This is a genomic window from Burkholderia sp. Z1 (genome assembly GCF_014893795.1).
Classification (GTDB): Bacteria; Pseudomonadota; Gammaproteobacteria; order Burkholderiales; family Burkholderiaceae; genus Burkholderia; species Burkholderia theae.
Map to the genome: position 1 here is coordinate 3,170,776 of NZ_JACFYL010000002.1, position 21,237 is coordinate 3,192,012.

Consider the following 21,237-nt stretch of genomic DNA (forward strand, 5'->3'; position numbering starts at 1 on the left):
ATGAAACGCCGGCGGTGGAAAAATAGAAAAATCATCCTGGTCCTCGGGTCCCTGTGGATCATGGGATTCGCCGCATGGGCGTTCCTGCTGTGGGACCTGCTGGCGACCTCGGTCAACGAAGGCGTGCTCGAAGGGCCGCGCGAAGGCGTGTTCTGGACCGCCGCGCAATACCGGAACGTCTATACACGGTTCGACCGTCAACTGATCCTCTACGCGACGCACGAGGACGACGACTTCGACCACGTGCAGATGCAACTCGACAGCCTGTCGGTGTCGTTCGGGTTCCTGCAGCGGCCGTCCGAGGTGTCCGAATACTGGCTGCGCATCCCGCGCGCGCGCAACGAGATCGACGCGCTCGGCGAATTCATGGCGCGCCTGAAGCATGACGTGCCGTTGCTGCGCGACAAGCCGAAGGACGCGCAGCACGTGATCGACGACGTCAACGCGTACTGGCCGAAGGTCAACGGCCTCGCGAACTACTTCCGCGCGATCGAGATGGCGCAGCGCGACTTCACGTTCCATCAGCTGAAGGAAAAGCAGCGGGCGATCCTGATCCTCGGCAGCGTGCTCGGCGTGATTCTGTGCGCGCTGTTCCTGCTGCTGTTCTATACGATGCGTACGCGCGACGACCTGCTTGAACGCCAGGACGCGGCGCTCGACGCGGAACGCAAGGCGTCCGACCGTGCGTTCGAGATGATCGAGGCGAAGAACGCCTTCCTCGGGATGGTCAGCCACGAGCTGCGCACGCCGCTCCAGGCGATCTGCGGGTCGATCGAGATCCTGCTCGCGCGCCCGCAGTCCGACGCGAACCTGAAGACGATCCGGCGGCTGCAGAATTCCGCGTTGTCGCTCGAAGCGCTCGTCAAGGATCTGACCGACTACATCAAGCTGCGCTCGACGAAGCGCCTCGCCGAACTGGAAACAGTCGGCATGGCGTCGCTGCTGATCGAAGTGATCGAGCCGCTGCGCAAGAAGATCGCGGCCAAGCGGATCGCGATCACGCAGCAGGTCGAGCCGCACGATCTCGCGATCCGTTCGGACCGCAAGCTGTTGCGACAGGTGCTGTCGAACCTGATCGAGAATTCCGTCAAGTACACGCTCGGCGGGTCGATCAAGGTATCGATCACGCTCGCCGACGCGCCGGCCGGCCAGCAGTTGACCATCGCCGTGCGCGATACGGGCGCCGGCATCGCGAAACAGCATCTGTCGAAGATCTTCGAGCCGTTCTACCGCGCGAACGACGCGGTCGGCCTGCATGTGGACGGGATCGGCATGGGGCTCGCCGTCGTGCGCGAAATCGTGACGACGCTGCGCGGGCATGTGGATGTTCGCAGCGTCGTCGGTGAAGGCAGCGAATTCGTCGTGACGCTGCCGGCCGAGGCACCCGATACGAACGAAGCGGCCAGCGACGTGCCCGCGCTACCGCACGCCGCCGCGCACCGCGACCGGCGCGCGCTGGTGGTCGACGACAACGACAACGCGCGCGAAACGCTCGGCGCGATGCTGTCGGCGCTCGGCATCGACGCCGACCTGTGCGGCACCGGGCAGGAAGGCGTCGCGCGCTTCGGCACGGGCCGCTACGACATCGTGGTACTCGATCTCGAACTGCCGGACCTGAGCGGCTTCGAAGTCGCGCGGCGCATTCGCGCGGTCGCGGAACCCGACGAAGACGGCCGGCATCCGGCGATCCTCGGCGTCAGCGCGTATGAATCGGCCGCGCTGCGCGAGAACAAGCAGGTGTTCGACGAATTCCTGCCCAAGCCCGTCCACCTGCGCGAACTCGGCACGCTCGTCGAGAAGCTGCTCGGCTGAGCGCGCCGCTCACGCGCCGTTCACTCTCCGATCAGATGCAGCACGATGTCGCGCCGGTGCGCCGCGCGACGATGCTCGAACAGGTAGATCCCCTGCCACGTACCGAGCACCATGCGCCCGTGTTCGACCGGGATCGACAGCTGCACCTGCGTGAGCGCCGTGCGCAGATGCGCCGGCATGTCGTCGGCGCCTTCGGTATCGTGTTCGTAGCGCGTGTCGTCCTCGGGCGCGAGCGTCGCGAAGTAGCGTTCGAGATCGCGCCTCACCGACGGATCCGCGTTCTCCTGGATCAGCAGCGACGCCGACGTATGGCGGCAAAACACGGTGAGCAGGCCCGTGCGGATCGACTGCTGGTCGACAAACGCGCGCACTTGCGACGTGAACTCGACGAGGCCGCTGCCGCGTGCGTCGACGCCGATGTGCGTGATGGCTTGTTGCATGGCCGTAGTGTCAGGCGAGCGCGGCGAAGCCGTCGGCTTCGATCTGCTTCGCGTCGGCGGGACGCACGACGCGCGCGACTTCAACGCCATCGCGCAGGAACACCAGCGTCGGCCACAGCTTCACGCGGAATGAACGGCCGAGCGGGCGGCCCGGGCCGTCCTCGATCTTCAGGTGCCGCACGGCGGGATGCGCGGCGAACGACGCGACGATCGCCGGTTGCGCGCCCGCGCAGATCCCGCACCAGTTCGTGCCGAATTCGATGACGGTGGTGCCGGCCAGTGCGTCGACTTCAGCGCGTGTCGGCGCGTCTTCGGAATAGCGTTGCGGAGTGTGCATCGGGGCCCTCATGTGGAATTCCGGAACGTGACCGCGCAGGGTCGGCGGGTGCCGTCCGCGCTGTCCTACTGTAGCGGAAAAGCCCGTGCGCTGCCGGCGCGCGCGGACGCGGAAACCGGCCGTCGAAATCGCCCGCCGCCTTCCTGGCGCCGCCTGCGCATGGCGCGTAATACCCGTTCCTCCATCGTTCCGCCCCCGCCGGAATGACACGACAAGATTCGGAGCGCCGTGCCGTCGCGACGGGATCAGCATACAGACTGATCCCGTCAACGAAGGCTCCGACCATGAATGCTCCGCATCGCGTTACCGAACCGAACATCCTCTATTTCGGCACGCCCGTCGTGCTGGTCAGCACGCTTAACGAGGACGGCACGGCCAATCTCGCACCGATCTCGTCCGCGTTCTGGCTCGGCTGGCGCGGCGTGATCGGCATCGCCGCCAGTTCGCAGACCACCCGCAACCTGATGCGTACCGGCGAATGCGTGCTGAACCTGCCGTCGGCGGCGCAGGCGCATGCGGTCGACCGGATCGCGCGGACGACGGGCACGTATCCGGTGCCCGACGGGAAGCGCGCGAAAGGTTATGTGTTCGAACCCGACAAGTTCGGCACGGCCGGGCTCGCTGAAGCGGCGTCGCAAACCGTCGCGCCGCCGCGTGCGCTCGAATGTCCGGTGCACATGGAAGCGGTCGTCGCGGCCACGCACGGGATCGGTGAAGAAGCGCCCGACCTGCGCGGCTACATCCGCGTGTTCGAACTGCGCATCCAGCGCGTCCACGCGCATCCCGACCTGCTGATGGACGGGTATCCGGACCGCATCGATCCGGACAAGTGGTCGCCGCTGATTATGAGTTTCCAGAAGTTCTATGGCCTCGCGCCGCAGCAGGTACACCCGTCGCGGCTCGCCGAGATTCCCGAGCGCGCGTATCGCAGTCCCGACATCGAGCGCTCGCGCGAGGCGGGGGTAGTGGTCGACGCCGGGCGGTGATGCGCGGCCGGCCGGTGCGCCGAGGCCGATCGGATAAGATACGGCCGGCCACGCACTTTGGCCCCTGACCGAACCGACGGAGTGTTTTCAGTGATTCAACCGACCCCAGTATTCAAGGACAACCTCGCGCAACTGCCGGCCATCGACGGTATCGCGCGCATCGATCTCGTCGGCACGAGCGGCGACGTGGTCGCGACCATCGAGAACCAGCCGGGCAAGCAAGGCTCGCTCGCGGTGTACAACTACCTGCAGCACGCATTCGGCACGCTCGACGCGAAAGCCGCCGAGCACGGCCTCGCCGTGTTCGCCGAACATACGGCCGACGCGCGCAACCGTCCGGGCGCGCATCCGAACGTCGATCGACTGCTGGCGATCGTCGCCGGCGGCGAAGCGCTGCGCATCGACGTCGTCGCGAAGGGCTGAGTCGCCGGCGACACGCCCCTGACACGCGCGCGGAAACCCGCGATCATCGCGTCCGTACCTCTTTCCCCGGAGACTGCCCGCGTGTCCCGCTTCCTTGCCCTGCCGTTTGCCCGCCGACTTGCGTCGCACACTGCTTTCGCTTCGATCGCGGCCGTTGCCTGCGCCGCACTCGGCGGCACGGCATCGGCCGAACCGCTGCATACGGCATCCGACATCGCCGGCGCATCGCTGGTGCCGCTCGCTGCGCTGCCGCGCTCACCGGAGAACGGCTCGCTCGACGATTTCTGCGCGCAATACCGCGTGAAGAAGCTGACCACGGCGGCCGGCCGCGACGTCGCGAAGCTCGGCTGGATCGTGACTTCCGAGGCGCCGCTCGGCCGCTACACGGTCGTCACGTTCGCGAGCGGATTCAAGCCCGGCACGAGTGCGATCTGTTTCGCGCGCAACGGCAACATCGGTGTGTACGACGGCACGACGCTCGTCGCGCTCGGCTATACCTCGCGCGCGGCAGACTGGCAGCTCGGCTCGGCCGATTCACTGGAAAACGGCGCGCTGCTGATCTGGGGCGGCGACGGCCCGGCGCCACCGGTCGGCGAGTTGCACGAAGAGAACGGCGGCCTGCGCCTGACCCGCGTCGCCGCCGAACATACGTACTGCGGCGGCCGCACGGTCGTGCCCAACGTCTACGGCAAGCCGCTCGACGCGGCGCGCAAGGTCCTGATTGCGCATGGCTGGCAGCCGCTGCGTCCGCGTGAAAAGCCGGACGCGACGGACGGCGCGGCTACGCTCGCGAAGCACGGCATCATCGAAGCCGAAGCCTGTTCGGGCACCGGCATGGGCTATTGCGCGCTGCGATACCGGAACGCGGCCGGCGTGCTCGGCGTGACGACAGTCGGCGGCGAGCCGGACAAACCGTCCGATAACACCGTGATCGACTATCAGGTCGCGTGCCGCAAGCCGTGACGTGTGCTCCGGCCGTGCGCGCATGACGCAGCACCTGCGCGCGCCGTCGAGTCTGCGGCGGGCCGCATCGTCGTGCCTGAGGCGGGACGCATGCGTCGATACCCAGCGCAACCTGAGCGCCGGATCATCGCCCATTCGCGCAATTGACCCGCGTCGCGCGCGCTCCTAAACTGACCTCCCTTTTGCGTCGCTCCGACGAAAGGGACTCCCATGATCGACCTCTCCACGCTCGCGCTGTTTTCCGGCGCGTGTCTCGCGCTGACCGCCACGCCGGGCCCCGACATGCTGCTGATCGCGTCCCGTAGCGTGAGCCAGGGACGGCGCGCGGGTTTCGCGACGCTCGCGGGCATTCAGGCCGGCACCTACTGCCACGCGCTCGCGGCCGCGCTCGGGCTGTCACAGCTGTTTGTCGCGGTGCCGATCGCCTACGACGCCGTGCGCTTCGCGGGCGCCGCGTATCTGCTGTATCTCGCGTGGAAAACGTTCCGTTCGGATGCGACCGCGCTGTCGCCCGTCGCGTCGCAGCGGCGCCACTCGACCGCGACGATCTTCCGCCAGGGCCTGACGACGAACCTGCTGAATCCGAAGATGGCGCTGTTCGTGCTCGCGCTGTTCCCCCAGTTCGTGCGGCCCGAGCACGGTTCGATTGCCGTGCAGATTCTCGTGCTTGCGACGGTGCTCAACCTGATCGGGATCGTCGTCAACGGCGCGGTCATTCTCTCCGCGAGCCGGTTGAGCCAGCGGATCGGCGCGCGCCGCCGCCCGTCGAAGCTGCCGCAATACCTGCTCGGCACTGTGTTCGTGGGGCTCGCGGCACGGCTTGCGGTAGCGGGGCGGAACTGATCTCGCGTCCTCCCGAAGCGCACCGGCAGGCCCGATACCCGTTCGGCTAGCTGGTCGAATTCAGGCCGCCGACAAACAATCTGGTTCGCACATCAGCAGCGAAGCAACGGAGAAGCGCCTGAGCGTTTCTCCGCTGCTTCCGTGCATCCGGCGAGCCGCCCTCACGACAGATGCGACGGCGCTCCTTCTTGCAAGGAAATAACATATTTGTTACTATGCGAACCGTCGCGTATGAAATCCGTTTCTTCAGCGAGCACGTCGAGGCAGGCGTGTTTGCGCTACCGAAGACGCTGACCGCCAGGTTTTTCGCACTCGCTGACCGTATGGAACAGTACGGCCCGAACCTGGGCGAACCTCACACCAGGCCGATGGGCGACGGCTTGTATGAAATGCGCTTGAAGGGCCTGGAAGGTATCGCCCGTGTGTTTTACTGTGTGGTCGTCGGCCGGCGGATCGTCATGCTTCACTGCTTCGTGAAGAAGACGCAGAAAACGCCGCAGAAGGAACTGGACACCGCGCGCCGCCGGTTGAAGGAGATTCGATATGGCAACCTATAAGGCACTACGCGAACGCGCGTTGGCCGATCCAACGGTACGCGCCGAATACGACCGGCTGAACCGCGAGGAATTCGCGCTGCTCGACGCCATGCTGGCTGCCCGGCGAGAGGCCGGCCTATCTCAAGCCGATGTGGCGGAGCGTATGGGCACGAAAGCGCCGGCCGTGACACGGCTCGAGCGCGCGCTCGCAACGGGCCAGCATTCGCCGTCCATCGATACGCTGCGCAAGTATGCGGCGGCTTGCGGCAAGAAGCTCGTGATCTCGTTCGCCTGAGTCGCGCCAACCGCAAGCGGCCGACGCCCCGTCACTCCGCGTCACGCTCGCGCGTATCCACCACGACACGCAACGCCCCACTGCCAAGCAGGCTCGCCGGCGTCACCGTGCGGCGGCGCCACGGAATCCGGCCGAAATACCAGATCTTCCAGAAGCCGAGCGGATGATCGGGATTCCGGCGCAGCAGCGTGTCGAAGGTTTCGACGTCGCCGAGCACGATCCGCGTCGCATCGCGCACGACCTCACGCACGAAACGCGAACAGAACTGCCGGCTTGACGCGAGATTGAAGCCTGTGTCGTAGACCACGCCGATCCGGCGCATCGCCGCGTCGACGAGCCGGCGCCGCTGCGCGGCATCGAGCGGCTGCTTCAGCCGCGCGATCACGCATGCGCCGCGATCGGAGCGCGCGAGAAACCGCGACATCGTCGTGACGCGCGACAGCGGAAACGTGCTCTCCGCGACCAGCGCTTCGCCGCCGCGCTCGCCGACGACGATCCCGACATGATTCGTCCATGAGCGCGTCGCGCTCGCCACTTCGAGAAATGGCCGCACCGTCACACGGATGAAGACGATGTCGCCGATCTCCGGCTCGACCGGCAACGGCACGTCATGCGACCCGGAAGCACCAACGGAGAAAAGACGCCGCCGGCCCACGCCGGGCGAGCGGATCATGAGCGGCTGGGAGCCGGTGTCGACAAGCATACGGACCTCGCGCGAGTGAACTTGGCGCGAGCATGGCAGCAGCGACCGCGCGCCGCATCCGCTTCATACGCGAGGGTGCGAATCCGTGCCGCGGGGTGGCGGATTTCGATACCACCGTGAGGCATGACGCGTGACGCCGAGCCTTCAGCGCGTCGCGCCCAATGCCACGCGCAGCCGTTCCATCAACTGCGTGTAATACCGCAGCACATCGTCCTTCGACACGACATTCGCGGTCGCGAAACGTTCGGACCACGCCGGCTTCCATTCATACGAGCCGTGCACGCTCCGGTCACCGTCGGGCGCCTGGATCAGCGAACGGATCCGCGCATCGCGGCCCGGGCCCGTATGCATGTCGAACAGCGCGTGGATATACGTGTGATACGCGTCGTACACGTCGTCGTCGAACAGGTAGCGGTAGATGTGGAACGTGCGGTCGAGCTCGCGCTTCGCGCGGATCACGTCGTCCGGCGAGATGTCCTTCCAGTAGCCGATCCACGTATAGAAGCACAGCAGCGCATTAAGCTGCGGCGCGACCGCGTCGTACAGCGCGAGCCGCTTCTCGATCAGCCGCTGGTTGGTCCACTGCACGAGTTCGAGCCGCTTCAGCCGGCGCGCGACGAGCCAGCCGAGACACGCGACCGACAACGGCGTCAGCACGCCGAGCGTGAGCTTGACGATTTCCAGCGAATTCCACGGATTGTTGAATGGCTGCATGAATGGCCCGACAAGAAGAAACGCATCCGCGCCGGTGCATGATCCGGCGCGCGCGCCGCCTGCCCGATCGCGTTGACATTGACCGTTAGTTGCTTGCGCATCGAACGTCGCACGACGGTGCGAGCCGTGCGTTCGATGCGGCGTGACTCGCCAGTTTACCGGTCGATTGTCACCGAGCCATGACCGTTCGTCGACTCGTCGACGAACGCCCGCGCCGCGCTAGGTTGGCAGCGCCGACGTGAGCTTGACCTTCTGCATCGGGATATCGGTCTTCACGCTCAGCACGCCGGGAATGCGCGTCAGCGTTTCCATCTGGAAACGGCGGTAGTCGTCGATGTCGGCCGCGACGACCCGCAACAGGAAATCGCAATCGCCAGCCATCAAGTGGCACTCGACGACTTCCGGCATCTGCTGAACGGCATCGGCGAAGCGGTTCACGGATTCCGCGTCCTGCCCCTTCAGCCACACCCGCGTGAAGATGGTCAGCCCCTTGCCGACCTTCGCGGGATTCAGCACGGCCACGTATTTCTCGATCACGCCGGCTTCCTCGAGGAGGCGCACGCGGCGCAGGCACGGTGACGGCGACAGCCCGACTTCGTGCGCGAGCTCCACGTTCTGCATGCGGCCGTCGCGCTGGAGGGCGCTCAGGATCCGGCGGTCGATGGCGTCAAGTTTCATTTGGCACCCAATTCCAATAAATTCGCAAATCATGCGTTCAATGCCAAATTCTCAGAAAAATCTGGCCACAACGCAACCCGATTCGAGTCAAAAAAGCAGACAATTCCTCCCCCGAAGGAGGAGTAATGAGCAGTAGCGTTTCAACGTCGTCCGGGCTTCGCGACAAGCCCGCCTATGTCGCCGAGATGGGTCGCGGTTTGCGCGCGGCGCTGCCCGTCATGCTGGGTTTCGTGCCGTTCGCGCTGGTGCTGGGCGCGCAGGCCGCGCAGAAAGGGCTGAGCCTGTTCGAGGTGCCGATGATGACGGGCCTGAACTTCGGCGGCGGTTCCGAATTCGCGGCGATCCATCTGTGGACCTCGCCGCCGCACATCGCGCTGATCGTCGCGATGTCGTTCCTCGTGAACTCGCGCCACATCCTGATGGGTGCGGCGTTCGAGCCATATATCCGGCGCCTGCCGCGCCGCCGCGCGTTCGTCGCGCTGTTCTTCATGTGCGACGAGAGCTGGGCGATGTCGCTCGCCGACGCGCGCTCGCGCTCGGCCACGCACATCAGCGTGCCGTATTACGCGGGCATCTGCGTGGGGCTCTACCTGACGTGGATCTCGATGACCACGCTCGGCGCGGCGGTCGGCCCGACGATCGGCAACGTCGAGCAGTACGGCTTCGACATGGCGTTCACGGCCGTGTTTCTGGTGCTGCTGCGCGGGATGTGGAAAGGGATGCGCGCGAGCCGCCCGTGGTTCGTCAGCCTCGTCGTCGCGGCGGCCACGCACCTGGCCGTGCCCGGCGCGTGGTACGTCGCGGCCGGCGCGTGTGCGGGACTGATCGCCGCGTTGCTGTGGGAGCCGCGCGATGCCTGAGCTTCCGGATTTCAGCACGGTCGCGACGATCGTGCTGATGGCGTCGACGACCTATCTGTCGCGCATCCTCGGCTACGTGCTGCTGCGCAACCGCACGCTCAGCCCGCGCATGGCATCGGTGATGGAGAACGTGCCCGGCTGCGTGCTGATCTCGGTGATCGCGCCGGCCTTCGTGTCGACGCGCCCTGCCGACCTGCTCGCGCTCGCCGTCACGCTGCTGGCGGCAACCCGCCTGTCGATCCTGCCGACCGTCATCGTCGGCGTCGCGTCGGCCGGGCTGCTGCGGCACCTGCTCGGATAAACCGTTCCGACCCGCCGCGTGCGCGGCACCTCCACCGACCAACGGGCGCGCGATGCGCCCGTTTTCACATCCGCGCCGGCGATGCGACACGGCAAGGCTCACGCGGGGATGCTAGCCTTGTGGCTTGCGCCACGCTGCACTCCCCCCTCTCATCGCCCATCTCCGCGAGGATCTTCCCGATGCAAGAAACTCCGCTGTTCGACCGCGTCCTGCTCACCAACGACGACGGATTCGATGCCCCCGGCCTGGAAGTGCTCGAACAGGTCGCCACGCAACTGGCGCGCGAAGTGTGGATCGTCGCGCCGGCGGAAGACCAGAGCGGCACGTCGCATTCGCTGAGCCTGCACGAACCGCTGCGCGTGCATCGCAAGGGCGAACGCCGCTTTGCCGTGCGCGGCACGCCCGGCGATTGCGTCGCGATCGCGGTCAGCCACCTGATGAAGGACGCCAGGCCCGACGTCGTGCTGTCCGGCGTGAATCGCGGCGCAAATCTCGGCACCGAGACGGTGTTTTCCGGCACGGTCGGCGCCGCGATGACGAGCATGCTGGTCGGCGTGCCGGCGATCGCACTGAGCCAGGCGTTCACCGATCGCCAGGCGGTGCCTTGGAACACGGCGCTCACGCTCGCGCCGGGCGTCATTCGCCGGCTCGCCGCCGCCGGCTGGGACAGCGACGCGTGCCTCAACGTGAATTTCCCGGCGCGCCCCGCGCAGGACGTGCGCGGGCTGAAGGTGACGAACCAAGGCACCGGCACGCTACAGGGTGTCGAGATCGTGACGGGCCGCGACCCGCGCGAGCTCGACTATCACTGGCTGAAGCTCGCTCGCGCGCCGCGCGACGACGATGCGAATTCGGAAACGGTCGCGCTCGGCGAGGGCTATATCGCGGTCACGCCGCTGAAGTTCGAGCGCACGCACGACCACGCGCTTGCGCGGCTGCGCTCGAATCTCGGCTGAGCGCACATTCCGCGAAGCGGCCCCGGCAGGTGCGCGCGATGCTGGCGCGCGGCTGTCCGGCGGCCGTGCTGCATCCCCCCGCATCAAGTCAGGTTCAAGCCCCCGTCGAGCATCACGATCTCGCCCGTCACGTAATCGGACGCGACGAGCATCGCAACCGTCTGCGCGATGTCGTCCGGTGTCGCCGCGCGGCGCATCGGCGCGCGCTCGCGCCACAGCTGCTGCGCTTCCGTCCAGTCGGCGGTCAGCGGCGTGTCGACCAGCCCCGGCGCGACCGCATTGACGCGAATGGCCGGCGCGAGCGTGCGCGCCAGCAGCCGCGTCGTGTGATTGAGCGCGGCTTTCGCCGCCGCATACGGAATCGACGCGCCCTTCGGCCGCACGCCCGCATGCGAGCTGACGTTCACGACGCAACCGGCCCGTCCGCGCGACGCCGCTTCGAGCAGCGCGGCCTGCGCTTCGGCGACGAGCCGGAACGGCGCGATCACGTTGATCTCGTGCATCTCGCGCCACACGTCGGGTGTCGCCGCGGCGAGATCGTCGTGCGGAATCACGCGGCTGATCCCCGCATTGTTGACGAGCACGTCGAGCCGCCCGTGCACGGCGAGCGCGTCGCGGATCAGCCGCACGCGCTCGGCATCGTCGGCAAGATCGGCCTGCACGTAGGCCGCGCCGAGTTCGCGCGCCATCGCGTGCCCCGTGTCGGCCGAGCTGCGGGAATGCAGGATCACCGCGTAGCCGTCCGCAGTCAGGCGCCGCGCGATGGCCGCGCCGATGCCCGACGTCGATCCGGTGACGAGCGCGACCGGCCGATGCAGGCGCGACGCGCGCGGCTCGGCGGCGGCTTCGGTTTCAGGTGCCGTTTCGGCAATCGGGGCATGCTTCGGCGGGAGCGGCGCGTCCATATCGGAGAACCCTGTCAGTGGCGTTCCCGCATCATAAGCGCGACGACGCACCCGGACGCGAACGTGACGACGGCCACCGCCAGAATCGCAGCGGCGAAGCCGAAACGGTCGGCCATCAGGCCGGCCGACAGCGCGCCGATCGCATAACCGAGATCGCGCCAGAACCGGTACACGCTCAGCGAACGTGCACGCCAGCCAGGCTCGGACGCATCGGACACGGCCGCGATCAGGCTCGGATAGACCATCGCCGTGCCGAGGCCGAGCAACACGCTCGCAACGAGCCACCAGCGAAACTGCCCCGTCAGCGCGGTCAGCGCGAGCCCGGCCGCCTGCACCCACATCCCGGCGACGATCAGCCCCTTACGCCCCCACCGGTCGCTCAGCGGCCCGGTGACGACCTGGCAGCTTCCCCATACGATCGGATAGACGGCCTTCAGGATGCCGATCCGTTCGATGCCGAGCCCGAGCGTCGTGAAGAACAGCGGGAAGATGCCCCAGCTCATCCCGTCGTTGAGGTTGTTGATCAAACCGGCCTGCGACGCCGCGAACAGGTTGCGGTCGCGAAACGACGTCAGCATGAATACGTCGCGGAACGACAGCGCGGACGCGCCGGTCGGTTTGCCGCTTTCGAGCCGCACATGTTCGCGCGTGTCGCGCACGACGAGGATCGACAGCAGCAGGCCCGCGATCGCGTAGAACACGCCGAGATAGATCGGCATCGGGCGCAGCCCGTAACGGCTCGCGAGATAACCGGTCAGGAACGCGGTCAGGCCCACCGCGAAATAACCGGCGAATTCGTTCAGGCCGACCGCGAGGCCGCGGCTCCTCGGCCCGACGAGATCGACCTTCATGATCACCGTCATCGACCATGCGAAACCCTGGCTCAGCCCGAGCAGCACGTTCGCGGCGATCACCCACTCCCAGTTCGGCGCCGCGATGATCATGAACGGCACGGGCAGGCCGACCAGCCAGCCGACGACGAGCACGCGCTTGCGCCCCCAGGTGTCGGCGAGCTGGCCCGATACGAGGTTCGCGAACGCCTTGACCAGCCCGAAGCTGACGATGAACGACGTGATCAGCGCGGTCGATTCGAGATGGAACTGCTCGGAGCCGATCAACGGCACGACCGTGCGCTCGATGCCGACCATCCCGCCGACGAACGCGTTGACCAGCACGAGCAGCGCAAACTGCCGCCAGTTCTCGCGCAGGCCGAGCGCCACGGCACGCTCGCCGCGCGCCACCGCTACGTTTCCCATCGCGCTAACCTCCCGGAACGGGCGGCGGGAATTGTCTGACGATCATCGGATTGCTCCCATCCCGCGAATGCGGTAACATTCAATCAATTTGATGAATGATTGATCGAGGAGAGGCCACGTGTCAAGCACGGGACCCAAGCAAGCGATCTATGCGAGCCTCGCCGAGGTCGCGCAGGCGATCGGCCACCCGAACCGGCTCGAGTTGCTCGAACACCTCGCGCAGCGCGAGCGGTCGGTCGAGGAACTGACGGCGCTGTCGGGGATGACGTTCGCAAACACGTCGCGGCACCTGCAGATCCTGCGGCGCGCGCGTCTCGTCGATACCGAGCGGCGCGGCAAGCACATCGTGTACCGCCTCGCCGGCGACAGCGAGGTCGTCGTGCTGATGAAGGCGCTCGGCCGCGTCGGCGAGCGCAATGTCGCCGAGGTCAACCAGGTGCTGGGCGATTATTTCCATGCGCGCGATGCGCTGGAGCCGGTGTCGCGCGGCGAGCTGACCGCGCGGCTGGCCGACGGGCTCGTCACGCTGCTGGACGTGCGACCGCACGACGAATTCGCGCTCGGGCACCTGCCCGGCGCGGTGAACATTCCGTTGAGCGACCTCGAAGCGCGCCTCGGCGAACTGCCGGCCGACACGGAGATCGTTGCGTATTGCCGCGGCCCGTACTGCGTGTTCGCGTTCGAGGCCGTTGCCGCATTGCGCGCGCGCGGCTTCAAGGCCGCGCGGCTGGAAGACGGGTTTCCGGAGTGGAAGGCGGCCGGCCTCGCGGTCGAGACCGACGCCGCGGAGTGACAGAAAATGCGGCCCGCGTCGAAGCGGGCCGCTTGCTGTTGCCTGCTGCTACTTCCCGCTACTTGCTGGTCAACACCAGCGACGGCGCAAGCGCGCTGTTGGGATCCTGCCCGTTCCACGTGCCGACCCATGCGTCGTTCGGCGTCGACCCCATCACGAAGTCGAGCTTGCCGCCGGCCTTCATCTCGTCGTACGTGATGTAGGGCCGATGCAGCGGCGTGCCGTTCAGGCTGACCGACTGAACGTAACGATTGACCGCCGACGGTGCGCCGCCGCTGGCCGTATGCGCGGTCACCTTGAAGCGCCGCGTCGCGCCGAACTTCAACGCGCCACTCGCCCCGCCGCCCGACACAACCGGGATGTCGATCGTCGCTTCCTCGAACAGCGGCGTGCCGAGGTAAAACACGCCGCCCACCGGGTTCAGCGAATAGATGCCGAGCGCGGACAGCACGTACCACGCGGACAGCTGGCCGCAATCGTCGTTGCCGGGAATCGCGGCGTTGCGCACGCGCCTCGGATCGTCCAGCGCGGCCTTCAGGCTGTCGCCGCTCAGCAATGCACGGTCGCCCGCCGTCAGCGTCAGCGAGTACATGTCGTCCATCACCGTGCGAACGCGGTCCTGCGTCTTCGACGGCATGCCCGCGACGTCGTACAGGTACGGCAGATGATTCGCCGGCTCGTTCCCCGCGAAGAACTGGCCGCTGCGGCCGGTCAGGTCCGGAAAGCCCTGGTTATTGAGGAAGGTCAGCGGGTTGGCCGGATCGAACGTGCGGTCGAGTTGCGCGATGAACTGGCTCTTCCCGCCCAGCAGCGCGACGAGCCCCGGGAAATCGTGGAAGATGTTCCACGTATCGACCCATGAGTTCGATTCGGAGAAATCGGTTTTCTCGGCGGCCGTCGGATCGAAGCCCGCCACCCAGTTGCCCTGCGCGTCCTTCGGCTGCGCAAACTTCCAGCCGTTGTTCAGCACCGGGTTGAACACGTTCCGGTAGTTCTGGCTCCGTTGCAGGTAAGGTCGGTAGTCGGCCGTGCTCTTGCCCGCGGCCTTGCCAACCGCGGCCGTCGCCCAGTCGTCGAACGAATAGTCCTGCGTCGTCGACACCGATGCGTTGTCGCCGGCGTACACGTAGCCGTTCTGACGATACTGGTCGAAGCCGTGCGCGCTTGCGCTCTGGGTCGTCGTCAACGCGGTCCAGATGTCGTCGATGCCCGCGCTCGTCAGATGCTTCAGATACGCATCCGCGATCATCGGAATCGACGGGTGGCCGGCCATCGTGAAGGTTTCCGTTTGCGCCAGCGGCCAGACCGGCAACTCGCCCTTGCCGTTCTGCTTGAACTGCGTCAGCAGCGACTTGACCCAACCGTCGACGCGCTCGGGCTGCACCAGCGTCATCAACGGCGATTCGGCGCGGAAGGTGTCCCACAGCGAGAACGTCGACGAATAGTCGAATCCCGGATTCGCGTGCTTGCTCGTCGTCGGCGGCGACGTCGTGCCGTCGTTGGTCGAATCCGTGCCGACGTAGCTGCCGTCCGCGTTGTTGTAGACGGTCGGCGCGAGCATCGTGCGATACAGCGACGTGTAGAACATCGTCCGCTGATCGGCGCTGCCGCCCTTGATCCGGATCCGGTCGAGCGCGGCGCTCCACACGCGCTCGGCCGCGCCGCGCACCTGGTCGAACGTCTTCGCGCCGACTTCCGACGCGAGATTGGCCTGCGCATCCGCGATGCTCGACGGCGAGATGCCGACCTTCACGGTAACCGCGCCGCCGCCATCGTTACCGTCGGCCGCGAACGTCAGGTACGCCTTGAAACCGTCCGCGCTGAACGCGACGTTCTTCGTATCGAACGGCTTCGAGAAACGCGCGACAAAATACGTCGGCTTGTTGTTCGCCCAGTTGTTCGTGATCTCCCATCCGGCGATCGTCTGTGCGTCGATGACCTGGATCCTGCCGCTCGCGGTCGACCCGCCGATCGGGTTGTCGATGCTCACGATCATGCTGCGCTGCTGCCCGGCCGCGCTCGGGAAATACGTGTAGCGATGCACGCCCGCATGCGAAGTTGCCGTCATCTCGGCGAGGATCTTCGCGCCCTGCACGTTCCACGGCGTATTGCCGCTGCCGACCGGCGACATCCGCACGCGGTAGTAGCCGGGGCTCGCGCTTTCGTCGCCGTGCTTGAACGACGCGTTGTAGGTGATCGATGCATCGGCGGCCACCTTGGCCAGCGTCGCCTTGTCGACCGGCGCCAGCGTCGGCAGGAACCGCACTTCGCCGCCCGAGCCGATGCCGGTGCCCGACAGGTGCGTATGCGTGAAGCCGGTGATGAACGGATCGTCGTACTGGTAGCCCGACGTGCGATCCCAGTTCCACGGCAGCGTATGCGCGCCGCCGGTCGTGTCCGGCCCGAGCTGCACCATCCCGAACGGCACGGTCGCGCCCGGGTACACGTGGCCGTGGCCGCGCACGCCGCTGCTCCAGTCCGCGTTGATGTCGAGATTCGCGGTGCCGATCATCGGATCGACGCTGCGCAACACCGACCTCTTGCCCGCGCCGCCGTTCTCGCCCTGGTCGTTCTGATTGCCCTGATCGTTCTGGTCCCCCTGCGACGATCCCGATCCGGCGGCGTTCGACATCTGCGCGAGCACACTCGCATCCGTCGAAGCCTGATCGCCCCCGCAACCCGACAACACGGCAAGGCATCCGATACCCACCACGTGACGTAGCTTCATTCGTTCGTCCCTCCCTTTCTCTGCGTCGATCCTGTTGGCAAGAACCGCTCGTTGAACCGCCTCCGTCTGCAACCTGTGCTGAATGCGTTGCGCCGTTCGCGACTTACGGCGCGCTCGCCGCCTGCGGGAACGACGGCATCGCGGATGCATCGGTGCCCCACGTCGCGGCCGCCGCGTCCGCCGTCATCGCGTACGACAGCGTGCCGCCCTTCGCGATCTTCTCGAGCGGCAGCCATGCGGCCGAATGAGGTGCACCGTTCAGCCGCAGCGACTTCACGTAGAACGACGCGGTGTCGGCAGAGCCCGCGCCAGGCGCGGCGATCCGCAGCAGGCGGTAGCTGCCGTCCATCTGCCCGACGCGCACGTCGATCTTCTCGAACTGCGGGCTCGACACCGCGACGCCGCTCACGCCCGGCACGACCGGATAGAGGCCCAGCGCGGCCCACACGTACCAGCCCGAGATCGCGCCGAGATCGTCGTTGCCGGGCAAGCCCGCCGCGCCGGTGCCGAACTCGTTCGCAAGCGACGCGTGCAGCACGCGCTGCGTATGCGACGGCGCACCGGCCCACGCATAGACCCACGGCACGGCCATCGTCACTTCGTTGCCGACGTAGAAATACGGTTGCACGGTGCCGATGTTCAGGTGCGTGAAGAACGTGTCGAGCCGGTTGACGACCGACGCGGCACCGCCGGCCTGCGCGACCACGCCGCCGAGATCGTGCGGCACGTACCACGTGTACTGCTCCGAGTTGCCTTCCATGAAGCCGGTACCGTCGGTGACCCACGCGCCCGCCGACGTCTTCGGCTGGATCGCGTTCTTGTCGAACAGGTTCTGCCAGTTGCCGCTCGACTTCAGCAGCGCGCCGGCCGTCGCCGTATCGCCGAGCGCCGTCGCGAAGCGCGACACCGCGAAATCGCGCACCGCGTATTCGAGCGTGTTCGATGCGGTCTGGTTGTCGCCCGAGCCCGACGACGGCACGTAGCCGAGCCGGTCGTAATCCGCGCGGCTGCCCATCACCGGCGTGCCGGCACACGCGGCGCCCGGTGCCGTGCTGCTCTTCATGATCGACAGCGCGCGCTGCGTGTCGAAGTTCGTCGCGCCGAATGCATACGCGTTCGCGGCGATGATCGAGCCCGCATCGCCGGGCATCACGGCCGTCTCCGTATTGAAATACGCCCAGCGCGGGAACGCGCCGCACGCGGTCGCATCGAGCACGAGCGACTGCACGATGTCGCTGGTGCGCACCGGATCGAGCAGCGCCTGCAACTGGATGAACGAGCGGTCGATGTCCCAGCCGGAGAAGTTCGCGTACATCGTGCGGCCTTTGTCGACCTGACGCGTCGGCGCGGTCGATGCACCGTTCGACGCGTAGAAGTCCGGATACTGGCCGTTCACGTCGTTGAACACATTTGGATGCAACGATGCGTGATAGAGCGCGGTGTAGAACTTCGTCTTGTCGGCGTCGCTGCCGCCCTTCACCTGGATCGCGTTCAGGCGCGCGTTCCACGCGGCGCTCGCCGCGCTTCGCACCTTGTCGAAATGCCAGCCTGCGCGACCATGCGCATCGCTGCCCGGATTTTCCGCGTCGAGGTTCGCTTTCGCGTTCGCTTCGCTGACGAACGAGATGCCGAGCTTCATCATCACGGCCGGGTGTTGCTTGTCGACCGCGAACGTCACGGCGAGCGGGCTATTGGCGGCCAGCGACGGCTTCGCCGCGAACGGCTGGCTGAACTCCGCGTAGTAGTAGAGCGGCACCGCGTGCCCCGCCCAGCAGAAGCCGCTGCCCGCGATCGTGCCGGACAGCGCGCGATCGCCGACCTGCTTCACCGTGTCGGCCGTCGAGCCCTGCGAGCGGTTGTTCTGCACCGTCGGATCGATCGCGATGGTCGCCTGCTGACCCTGCGCGAGCGATGGATACGTGAAGCGCGCGAAGCCGGTGCGTACCGTCGTCGTCAGTTCGGCCTTGATGCCGTTGCCGAGCGTGACGCCGTAGTAGCCGGCTTGCACGGTTTCGTTCGCGTGGCTGAAGCTCGCGGGCGTGCCGGCGTCGCCGGGCGCAAGCTGTGGCATCACGTTCAGGTAACCGCCGTTCGCCCAGCAGCCGGTGCCGCTCAGGTGCAGCACGCTGAACGCATTGATCGCGGTATCGCCGTACCAGTAGCCGCCGGAGAAGCCGGAGCCGTCGCCCTTGCGCGAGTCGTATTGCGCGGTCGGCGTCATCGGGCTCCATTGCATCATCCCGAACGGCACCGTCGGGCCCGGGAACGTGCCGCCGCCCAGGCCCGAGCCGACCGGGTCGGCCGGCTGATCGGTGGCGTAGTCGGTGCCGATCAACGGATTGACGTACTGGACAACGCGGATGTCGGCGTTTTTCTTCGACGCTCCGTTGCCGTTCTCGTTGCCGTTGCTGTTGTCGTTGCCGCCGGCATTACCGTTTTCGTTGCCCTGCGCTCGCGCGGCGGCCGACAGGTTTGCGGCCGCCGCCGATGGTGAATCGCCATCGCCGCCGCATGAAGTCACGGCAACGCACAGCGCCAGCAGCGCCGTTCCCAACCCCCAGTTCCTCGACATCGCTTGTCTCCGTATCGTTCTTGAATCAAGCCATTGTTTCGAACTACTTAGCTTTAAGTCAGGATTCTTTTCGTGACGTGTCGCCTGCCCGGCCAATCGGTCGAAAATCCCGGGCGCATGTATTTATTTCCGCCTTCGGGTGCCTGGAAAAATACGCGCCGGCATGTCGAAATACCGGCGCCCAGGAACGAACAATGGGCACAAGCGTGCCCAAATAAACGGGTTTTCTCTACCCCGTGTTTTTACGAATTTTTATTTTGTTTATCTAAACAAAATTCATTTATACCGATTTTTATGCGGTGTTTAGGGTGTCTCGAATCCGATTACGGCTGTTTCGGCAGATCAACGTAATCTTCGAGTTCGCCGGCGATATGAAGCCGCTTGCCGATTCTCGGGTATTCGCACACGTCGTGTTCGAGGCGCTGCCCGGCCACCAGCATTTCGAGCGGCACGTCGCCCGTGTTCTGCAGCGTGTGCGCTTCGCCGCCGCGCGGGAAACCGATGAAATCGCCGGGCCCGACATCGTAGAGGCGTTCGCCGATCGTGACCGTGCCCGTGCCGGACAGCACGTACACGCATTCTTCTTCATACAGGTGACGGTGATACTCGGCCGACTCGTGGCCAGGCATCAGCGTGAGCAGATGGACGCCGAACTGCGTCAGGCCGGTCAGGTCGCTGAGCTGCCTTTTGAGCCTGACGGCATTGGGATTCAAAGAATGAACCGCACGCGTCGGTTCCATCTTCGCGATGTCGGCAGCCTTCAGCAGCTCCCGGTGGGGTGTCGTCGACATGGGGATCTCGCAAGCGTGAATGCTTCGGTTGAACGCGGCGCCGGCGCGGCGCGCGTGACGGCTATTGTCCGATATTTTCACGGCTGCAAGCGCGCCACGGGCACCGCCATGCCGCTCGGCTAGCGCGCGCAATCGGCCAGCAGGTTCGCCAGCACCGACGCGCCTTGCGCGAGATGCACCGGATCGGCATCTTCCGCCTCGTTGTGGCTCAGTCCGGCCTTGCACGGCACGAACACCATCGCCGTCGGGGCCACGTACGACAGGTTCACCGCGTCGTGCCCCGCGCCGCTGCACATCTCCAGATACGGATAACCGGCCGCGGCCGCTGCCTGCCGAACGCGCGCGACGCACGCTGCATCGAACGCCACCGGCGCGTATTCGGCGATGGTCTGCACCTGCACGCTCGCGCCGCGCAGCGCGGTGCGCTGCAGGCAGATCGCCTCGATGTCGGCGACGAGCCGCTGCAGCGCCGGCTGCGACGGGTGACGCACGTCGACGCTGAACCTGACCTTGCCGGGTATCGTGCTCGGCGAGTTCGGCTGGCATGCGACATGCCCCACCGTCACGCGCGCATCGGCATCGAATTCGTGACCATGCTCGACGATCGCGGCGATCATCGCGGCCGCCGCTCCCATCGCGTCCTTGCGCACGCTCATCGGCGTCGTGCCCGCATGCGACTCGAAACCGGTGACCGTGACGTCGAGTTCGTAGATGCCCTGCACACCCGTCACGACACCGATCGGCAAACCGGCCTGCTCCAGCACCGGCCCTTGTTCGATATGCGCTTCGAAATAGGCCTTGGGCATCTGGCGCTCGCGCTCGGGGCCGGCGAAACCGGTGCGCGCGAGCTCGTCGCCGAGCAGCACGCCCGTCTGCATGCAGGGCCGGGCCAGTGCATACGCGAGATCCAGCGTGCCGGCATAGACGGCCGAGCCCATCATGCCCGGCGTGAAGCGCGATCCCTCTTCGTTGGTCCATGCAACGACGTCGATCGGATGGCGCGTCGCGATACCGTGCTCGTTCAATGTGCGAATGGCCTCGAGGCCGGCGAGCACACCATAGACGCCGTCGAAGCGGCCGCCGAGCGGCTGCGTGTCGAGATGGCTGCCGCACATCACGGCCGGCGCGTCGGGCTGCGTACCCGGACGGCGCGCGAACACGTTGCCGATCGGATCGATGCGGATCTCGCAACCGGCTTCCTCGCACCAGCGGATGAAGCGACGCCGGCCCAGCACGTCGTCGTCGCTCAGCGCGAGCCGACAACTGCCGCCGTGCGCGGTCGCGCCTATCGTCGCCATTTCCATCAACGAATCCCACAGCCTTTGCCGGTTAGCGAAAATCATCG

The 21,237-nt window shown here is 66.5% G+C and carries 22 protein-coding genes; 11 read left to right on the plus strand and 11 right to left on the minus strand.

Annotated features, from left to right (window positions below; genetic code table 11):
* A complete protein-coding gene (atsR, locus tag H3H55_RS31095; RefSeq protein WP_193101642.1) occupies positions 1–1,812 on the plus strand; it encodes a hybrid sensor histidine kinase/response regulator AtsR in 1,812 nt (603 codons plus the stop codon).
* A 20-nt stretch (positions 1,813–1,832) separates the two neighbouring features.
* Here atsR and H3H55_RS31100 read toward each other — a convergent pair whose 3' ends face one another.
* Both H3H55_RS31100 and H3H55_RS31105 read right to left on the minus strand, forming a co-directional pair.
* The gene (locus H3H55_RS31100) at positions 1,833–2,252 is read right to left on the minus strand and encodes a secondary thiamine-phosphate synthase enzyme YjbQ (protein ID WP_129516334.1); all 420 of its coding nucleotides are present in this window, start codon (positions 2,250–2,252) and stop codon (positions 1,833–1,835) included.
* Between the two features lie 10 nt (positions 2,253–2,262).
* The gene (locus H3H55_RS31105; RefSeq protein WP_129516333.1) at positions 2,263–2,589 is read right to left on the minus strand and encodes a thioredoxin family protein; all 327 of its coding nucleotides are present in this window, start codon (positions 2,587–2,589) and stop codon (positions 2,263–2,265) included.
* A gap of 284 nt (positions 2,590–2,873) precedes the next feature.
* Here H3H55_RS31105 and H3H55_RS31110 point away from each other — a divergent pair, with 284 nt between their 5' ends.
* The 6 genes from H3H55_RS31110 (at position 2,874) to H3H55_RS31135 (ending at position 6,635) form a co-directional block, all read left to right on the plus strand.
* Positions 2,874–3,575, plus strand: coding sequence for a flavin reductase family protein (locus tag H3H55_RS31110; RefSeq protein ID WP_193101645.1), 702 nt, complete (start codon positions 2,874–2,876; stop codon positions 3,573–3,575).
* A gap of 90 nt (positions 3,576–3,665) precedes the next feature.
* A complete protein-coding gene (locus H3H55_RS31115; protein ID WP_193101647.1) occupies positions 3,666–3,998 on the plus strand; it encodes a DUF2322 family protein in 333 nt (110 codons plus the stop codon).
* Between the two features lie 81 nt (positions 3,999–4,079).
* Positions 4,080–4,961, plus strand: coding sequence for a PASTA domain-containing protein (locus H3H55_RS31120; protein ID WP_193101649.1), 882 nt, complete (start codon positions 4,080–4,082; stop codon positions 4,959–4,961).
* A 210-nt stretch (positions 4,962–5,171) separates the two neighbouring features.
* Positions 5,172–5,804 (plus strand): LysE family translocator, encoded by a 633-nt coding sequence (locus H3H55_RS31125; RefSeq protein ID WP_048243087.1) that lies wholly within the window; start codon positions 5,172–5,174, stop codon positions 5,802–5,804.
* Between the two features lie 215 nt (positions 5,805–6,019).
* The gene (locus H3H55_RS31130; RefSeq protein ID WP_193101651.1) at positions 6,020–6,361 is read left to right on the plus strand and encodes a type II toxin-antitoxin system RelE/ParE family toxin; all 342 of its coding nucleotides are present in this window, start codon (positions 6,020–6,022) and stop codon (positions 6,359–6,361) included.
* Positions 6,348–6,635, plus strand: a complete 288-nt coding sequence (locus tag H3H55_RS31135; RefSeq protein ID WP_193101653.1) for a helix-turn-helix domain-containing protein — start codon at positions 6,348–6,350, stop codon at positions 6,633–6,635. The genes H3H55_RS31130 and H3H55_RS31135 overlap by 14 nt, the downstream gene beginning before the upstream one ends.
* A gap of 31 nt (positions 6,636–6,666) precedes the next feature.
* Here the strand turns inward: H3H55_RS31135 and H3H55_RS31140 are convergent, their stop codons facing one another.
* The 3 genes from H3H55_RS31140 to H3H55_RS31150 all read right to left on the minus strand — a co-directional run bounded on the left by H3H55_RS31140 (position 6,667) and on the right by H3H55_RS31150 (position 8,730).
* Positions 6,667–7,338, minus strand: coding sequence for a YebB family permuted papain-like enzyme (locus H3H55_RS31140; protein WP_193101654.1), 672 nt, complete (start codon positions 7,336–7,338; stop codon positions 6,667–6,669).
* A 144-nt stretch (positions 7,339–7,482) separates the two neighbouring features.
* Positions 7,483–8,052 (minus strand): hypothetical protein, encoded by a 570-nt coding sequence (locus H3H55_RS31145; RefSeq protein ID WP_129516325.1) that lies wholly within the window; start codon positions 8,050–8,052, stop codon positions 7,483–7,485.
* A gap of 219 nt (positions 8,053–8,271) precedes the next feature.
* Entirely contained in the window at positions 8,272–8,730 is a 459-nt protein-coding gene (locus tag H3H55_RS31150) for an Lrp/AsnC family transcriptional regulator (protein ID WP_006749370.1), read from the minus strand.
* 125 nt (positions 8,731–8,855) lie between these two features.
* Between H3H55_RS31150 and H3H55_RS31155 the strand changes: the two genes are divergently transcribed.
* The 3 genes from H3H55_RS31155 to surE all read left to right on the plus strand — a co-directional run bounded on the left by H3H55_RS31155 (position 8,856) and on the right by surE (position 10,847).
* Positions 8,856–9,590: an AzlC family ABC transporter permease gene (locus H3H55_RS31155; RefSeq protein WP_047901893.1), complete on the plus strand. Its 735-nt coding sequence runs from the start codon at positions 8,856–8,858 to the stop codon at positions 9,588–9,590.
* Positions 9,583–9,891 carry an AzlD family protein gene (locus H3H55_RS31160; protein ID WP_047901894.1) on the plus strand — a complete coding sequence of 103 codons (309 nt, stop codon included), beginning with the start codon at positions 9,583–9,585 and terminating at the stop codon, positions 9,889–9,891. Before H3H55_RS31155 ends, H3H55_RS31160 begins: the two co-directional genes overlap by 8 nt.
* A gap of 179 nt (positions 9,892–10,070) precedes the next feature.
* Entirely contained in the window at positions 10,071–10,847 is a 777-nt protein-coding gene (gene surE / locus H3H55_RS31165) for a 5'/3'-nucleotidase SurE (RefSeq protein ID WP_193101656.1), read from the plus strand.
* A gap of 83 nt (positions 10,848–10,930) precedes the next feature.
* Here surE and H3H55_RS31170 read toward each other — a convergent pair whose 3' ends face one another.
* Together H3H55_RS31170 and H3H55_RS31175 are read right to left on the minus strand one after the other, a co-directional pair.
* The gene (locus H3H55_RS31170; protein ID WP_193101658.1) at positions 10,931–11,752 is read right to left on the minus strand and encodes an SDR family NAD(P)-dependent oxidoreductase; all 822 of its coding nucleotides are present in this window, start codon (positions 11,750–11,752) and stop codon (positions 10,931–10,933) included.
* A 14-nt stretch (positions 11,753–11,766) separates the two neighbouring features.
* A complete protein-coding gene (locus H3H55_RS31175) occupies positions 11,767–13,008 on the minus strand; it encodes an MFS transporter (RefSeq protein WP_193101660.1) in 1,242 nt (413 codons plus the stop codon).
* A 118-nt stretch (positions 13,009–13,126) separates the two neighbouring features.
* On the opposite strand from H3H55_RS31175, the gene H3H55_RS31180 reads away from it, so the two are divergent.
* A complete protein-coding gene (locus tag H3H55_RS31180; RefSeq protein WP_193101662.1) occupies positions 13,127–13,801 on the plus strand; it encodes an ArsR/SmtB family transcription factor in 675 nt (224 codons plus the stop codon).
* Between the two features lie 58 nt (positions 13,802–13,859).
* Here H3H55_RS31180 and H3H55_RS31185 read toward each other — a convergent pair whose 3' ends face one another.
* From H3H55_RS31185 to H3H55_RS31200, 4 genes are all read right to left on the minus strand, one after another.
* The gene (locus H3H55_RS31185; protein ID WP_193101664.1) at positions 13,860–16,529 is read right to left on the minus strand and encodes a GH92 family glycosyl hydrolase; all 2,670 of its coding nucleotides are present in this window, start codon (positions 16,527–16,529) and stop codon (positions 13,860–13,862) included.
* Positions 16,530–16,632: 103 nt separating this feature from the next.
* The gene (locus H3H55_RS31190) at positions 16,633–19,101 is read right to left on the minus strand and encodes a GH92 family glycosyl hydrolase (protein WP_193101666.1); all 2,469 of its coding nucleotides are present in this window, start codon (positions 19,099–19,101) and stop codon (positions 16,633–16,635) included.
* A 323-nt stretch (positions 19,102–19,424) separates the two neighbouring features.
* On the minus strand, positions 19,425–19,892 hold the full coding sequence (locus H3H55_RS31195) for a cupin domain-containing protein (protein WP_193101668.1): 468 nt from the start codon (positions 19,890–19,892) through the stop codon (positions 19,425–19,427).
* Positions 19,893–20,011: 119 nt separating this feature from the next.
* Positions 20,012–21,235, minus strand: coding sequence for a Zn-dependent hydrolase (locus H3H55_RS31200; protein WP_193101670.1), 1,224 nt, complete (start codon positions 21,233–21,235; stop codon positions 20,012–20,014).
* Positions 21,236–21,237: the final 2 nt, after the last annotated feature.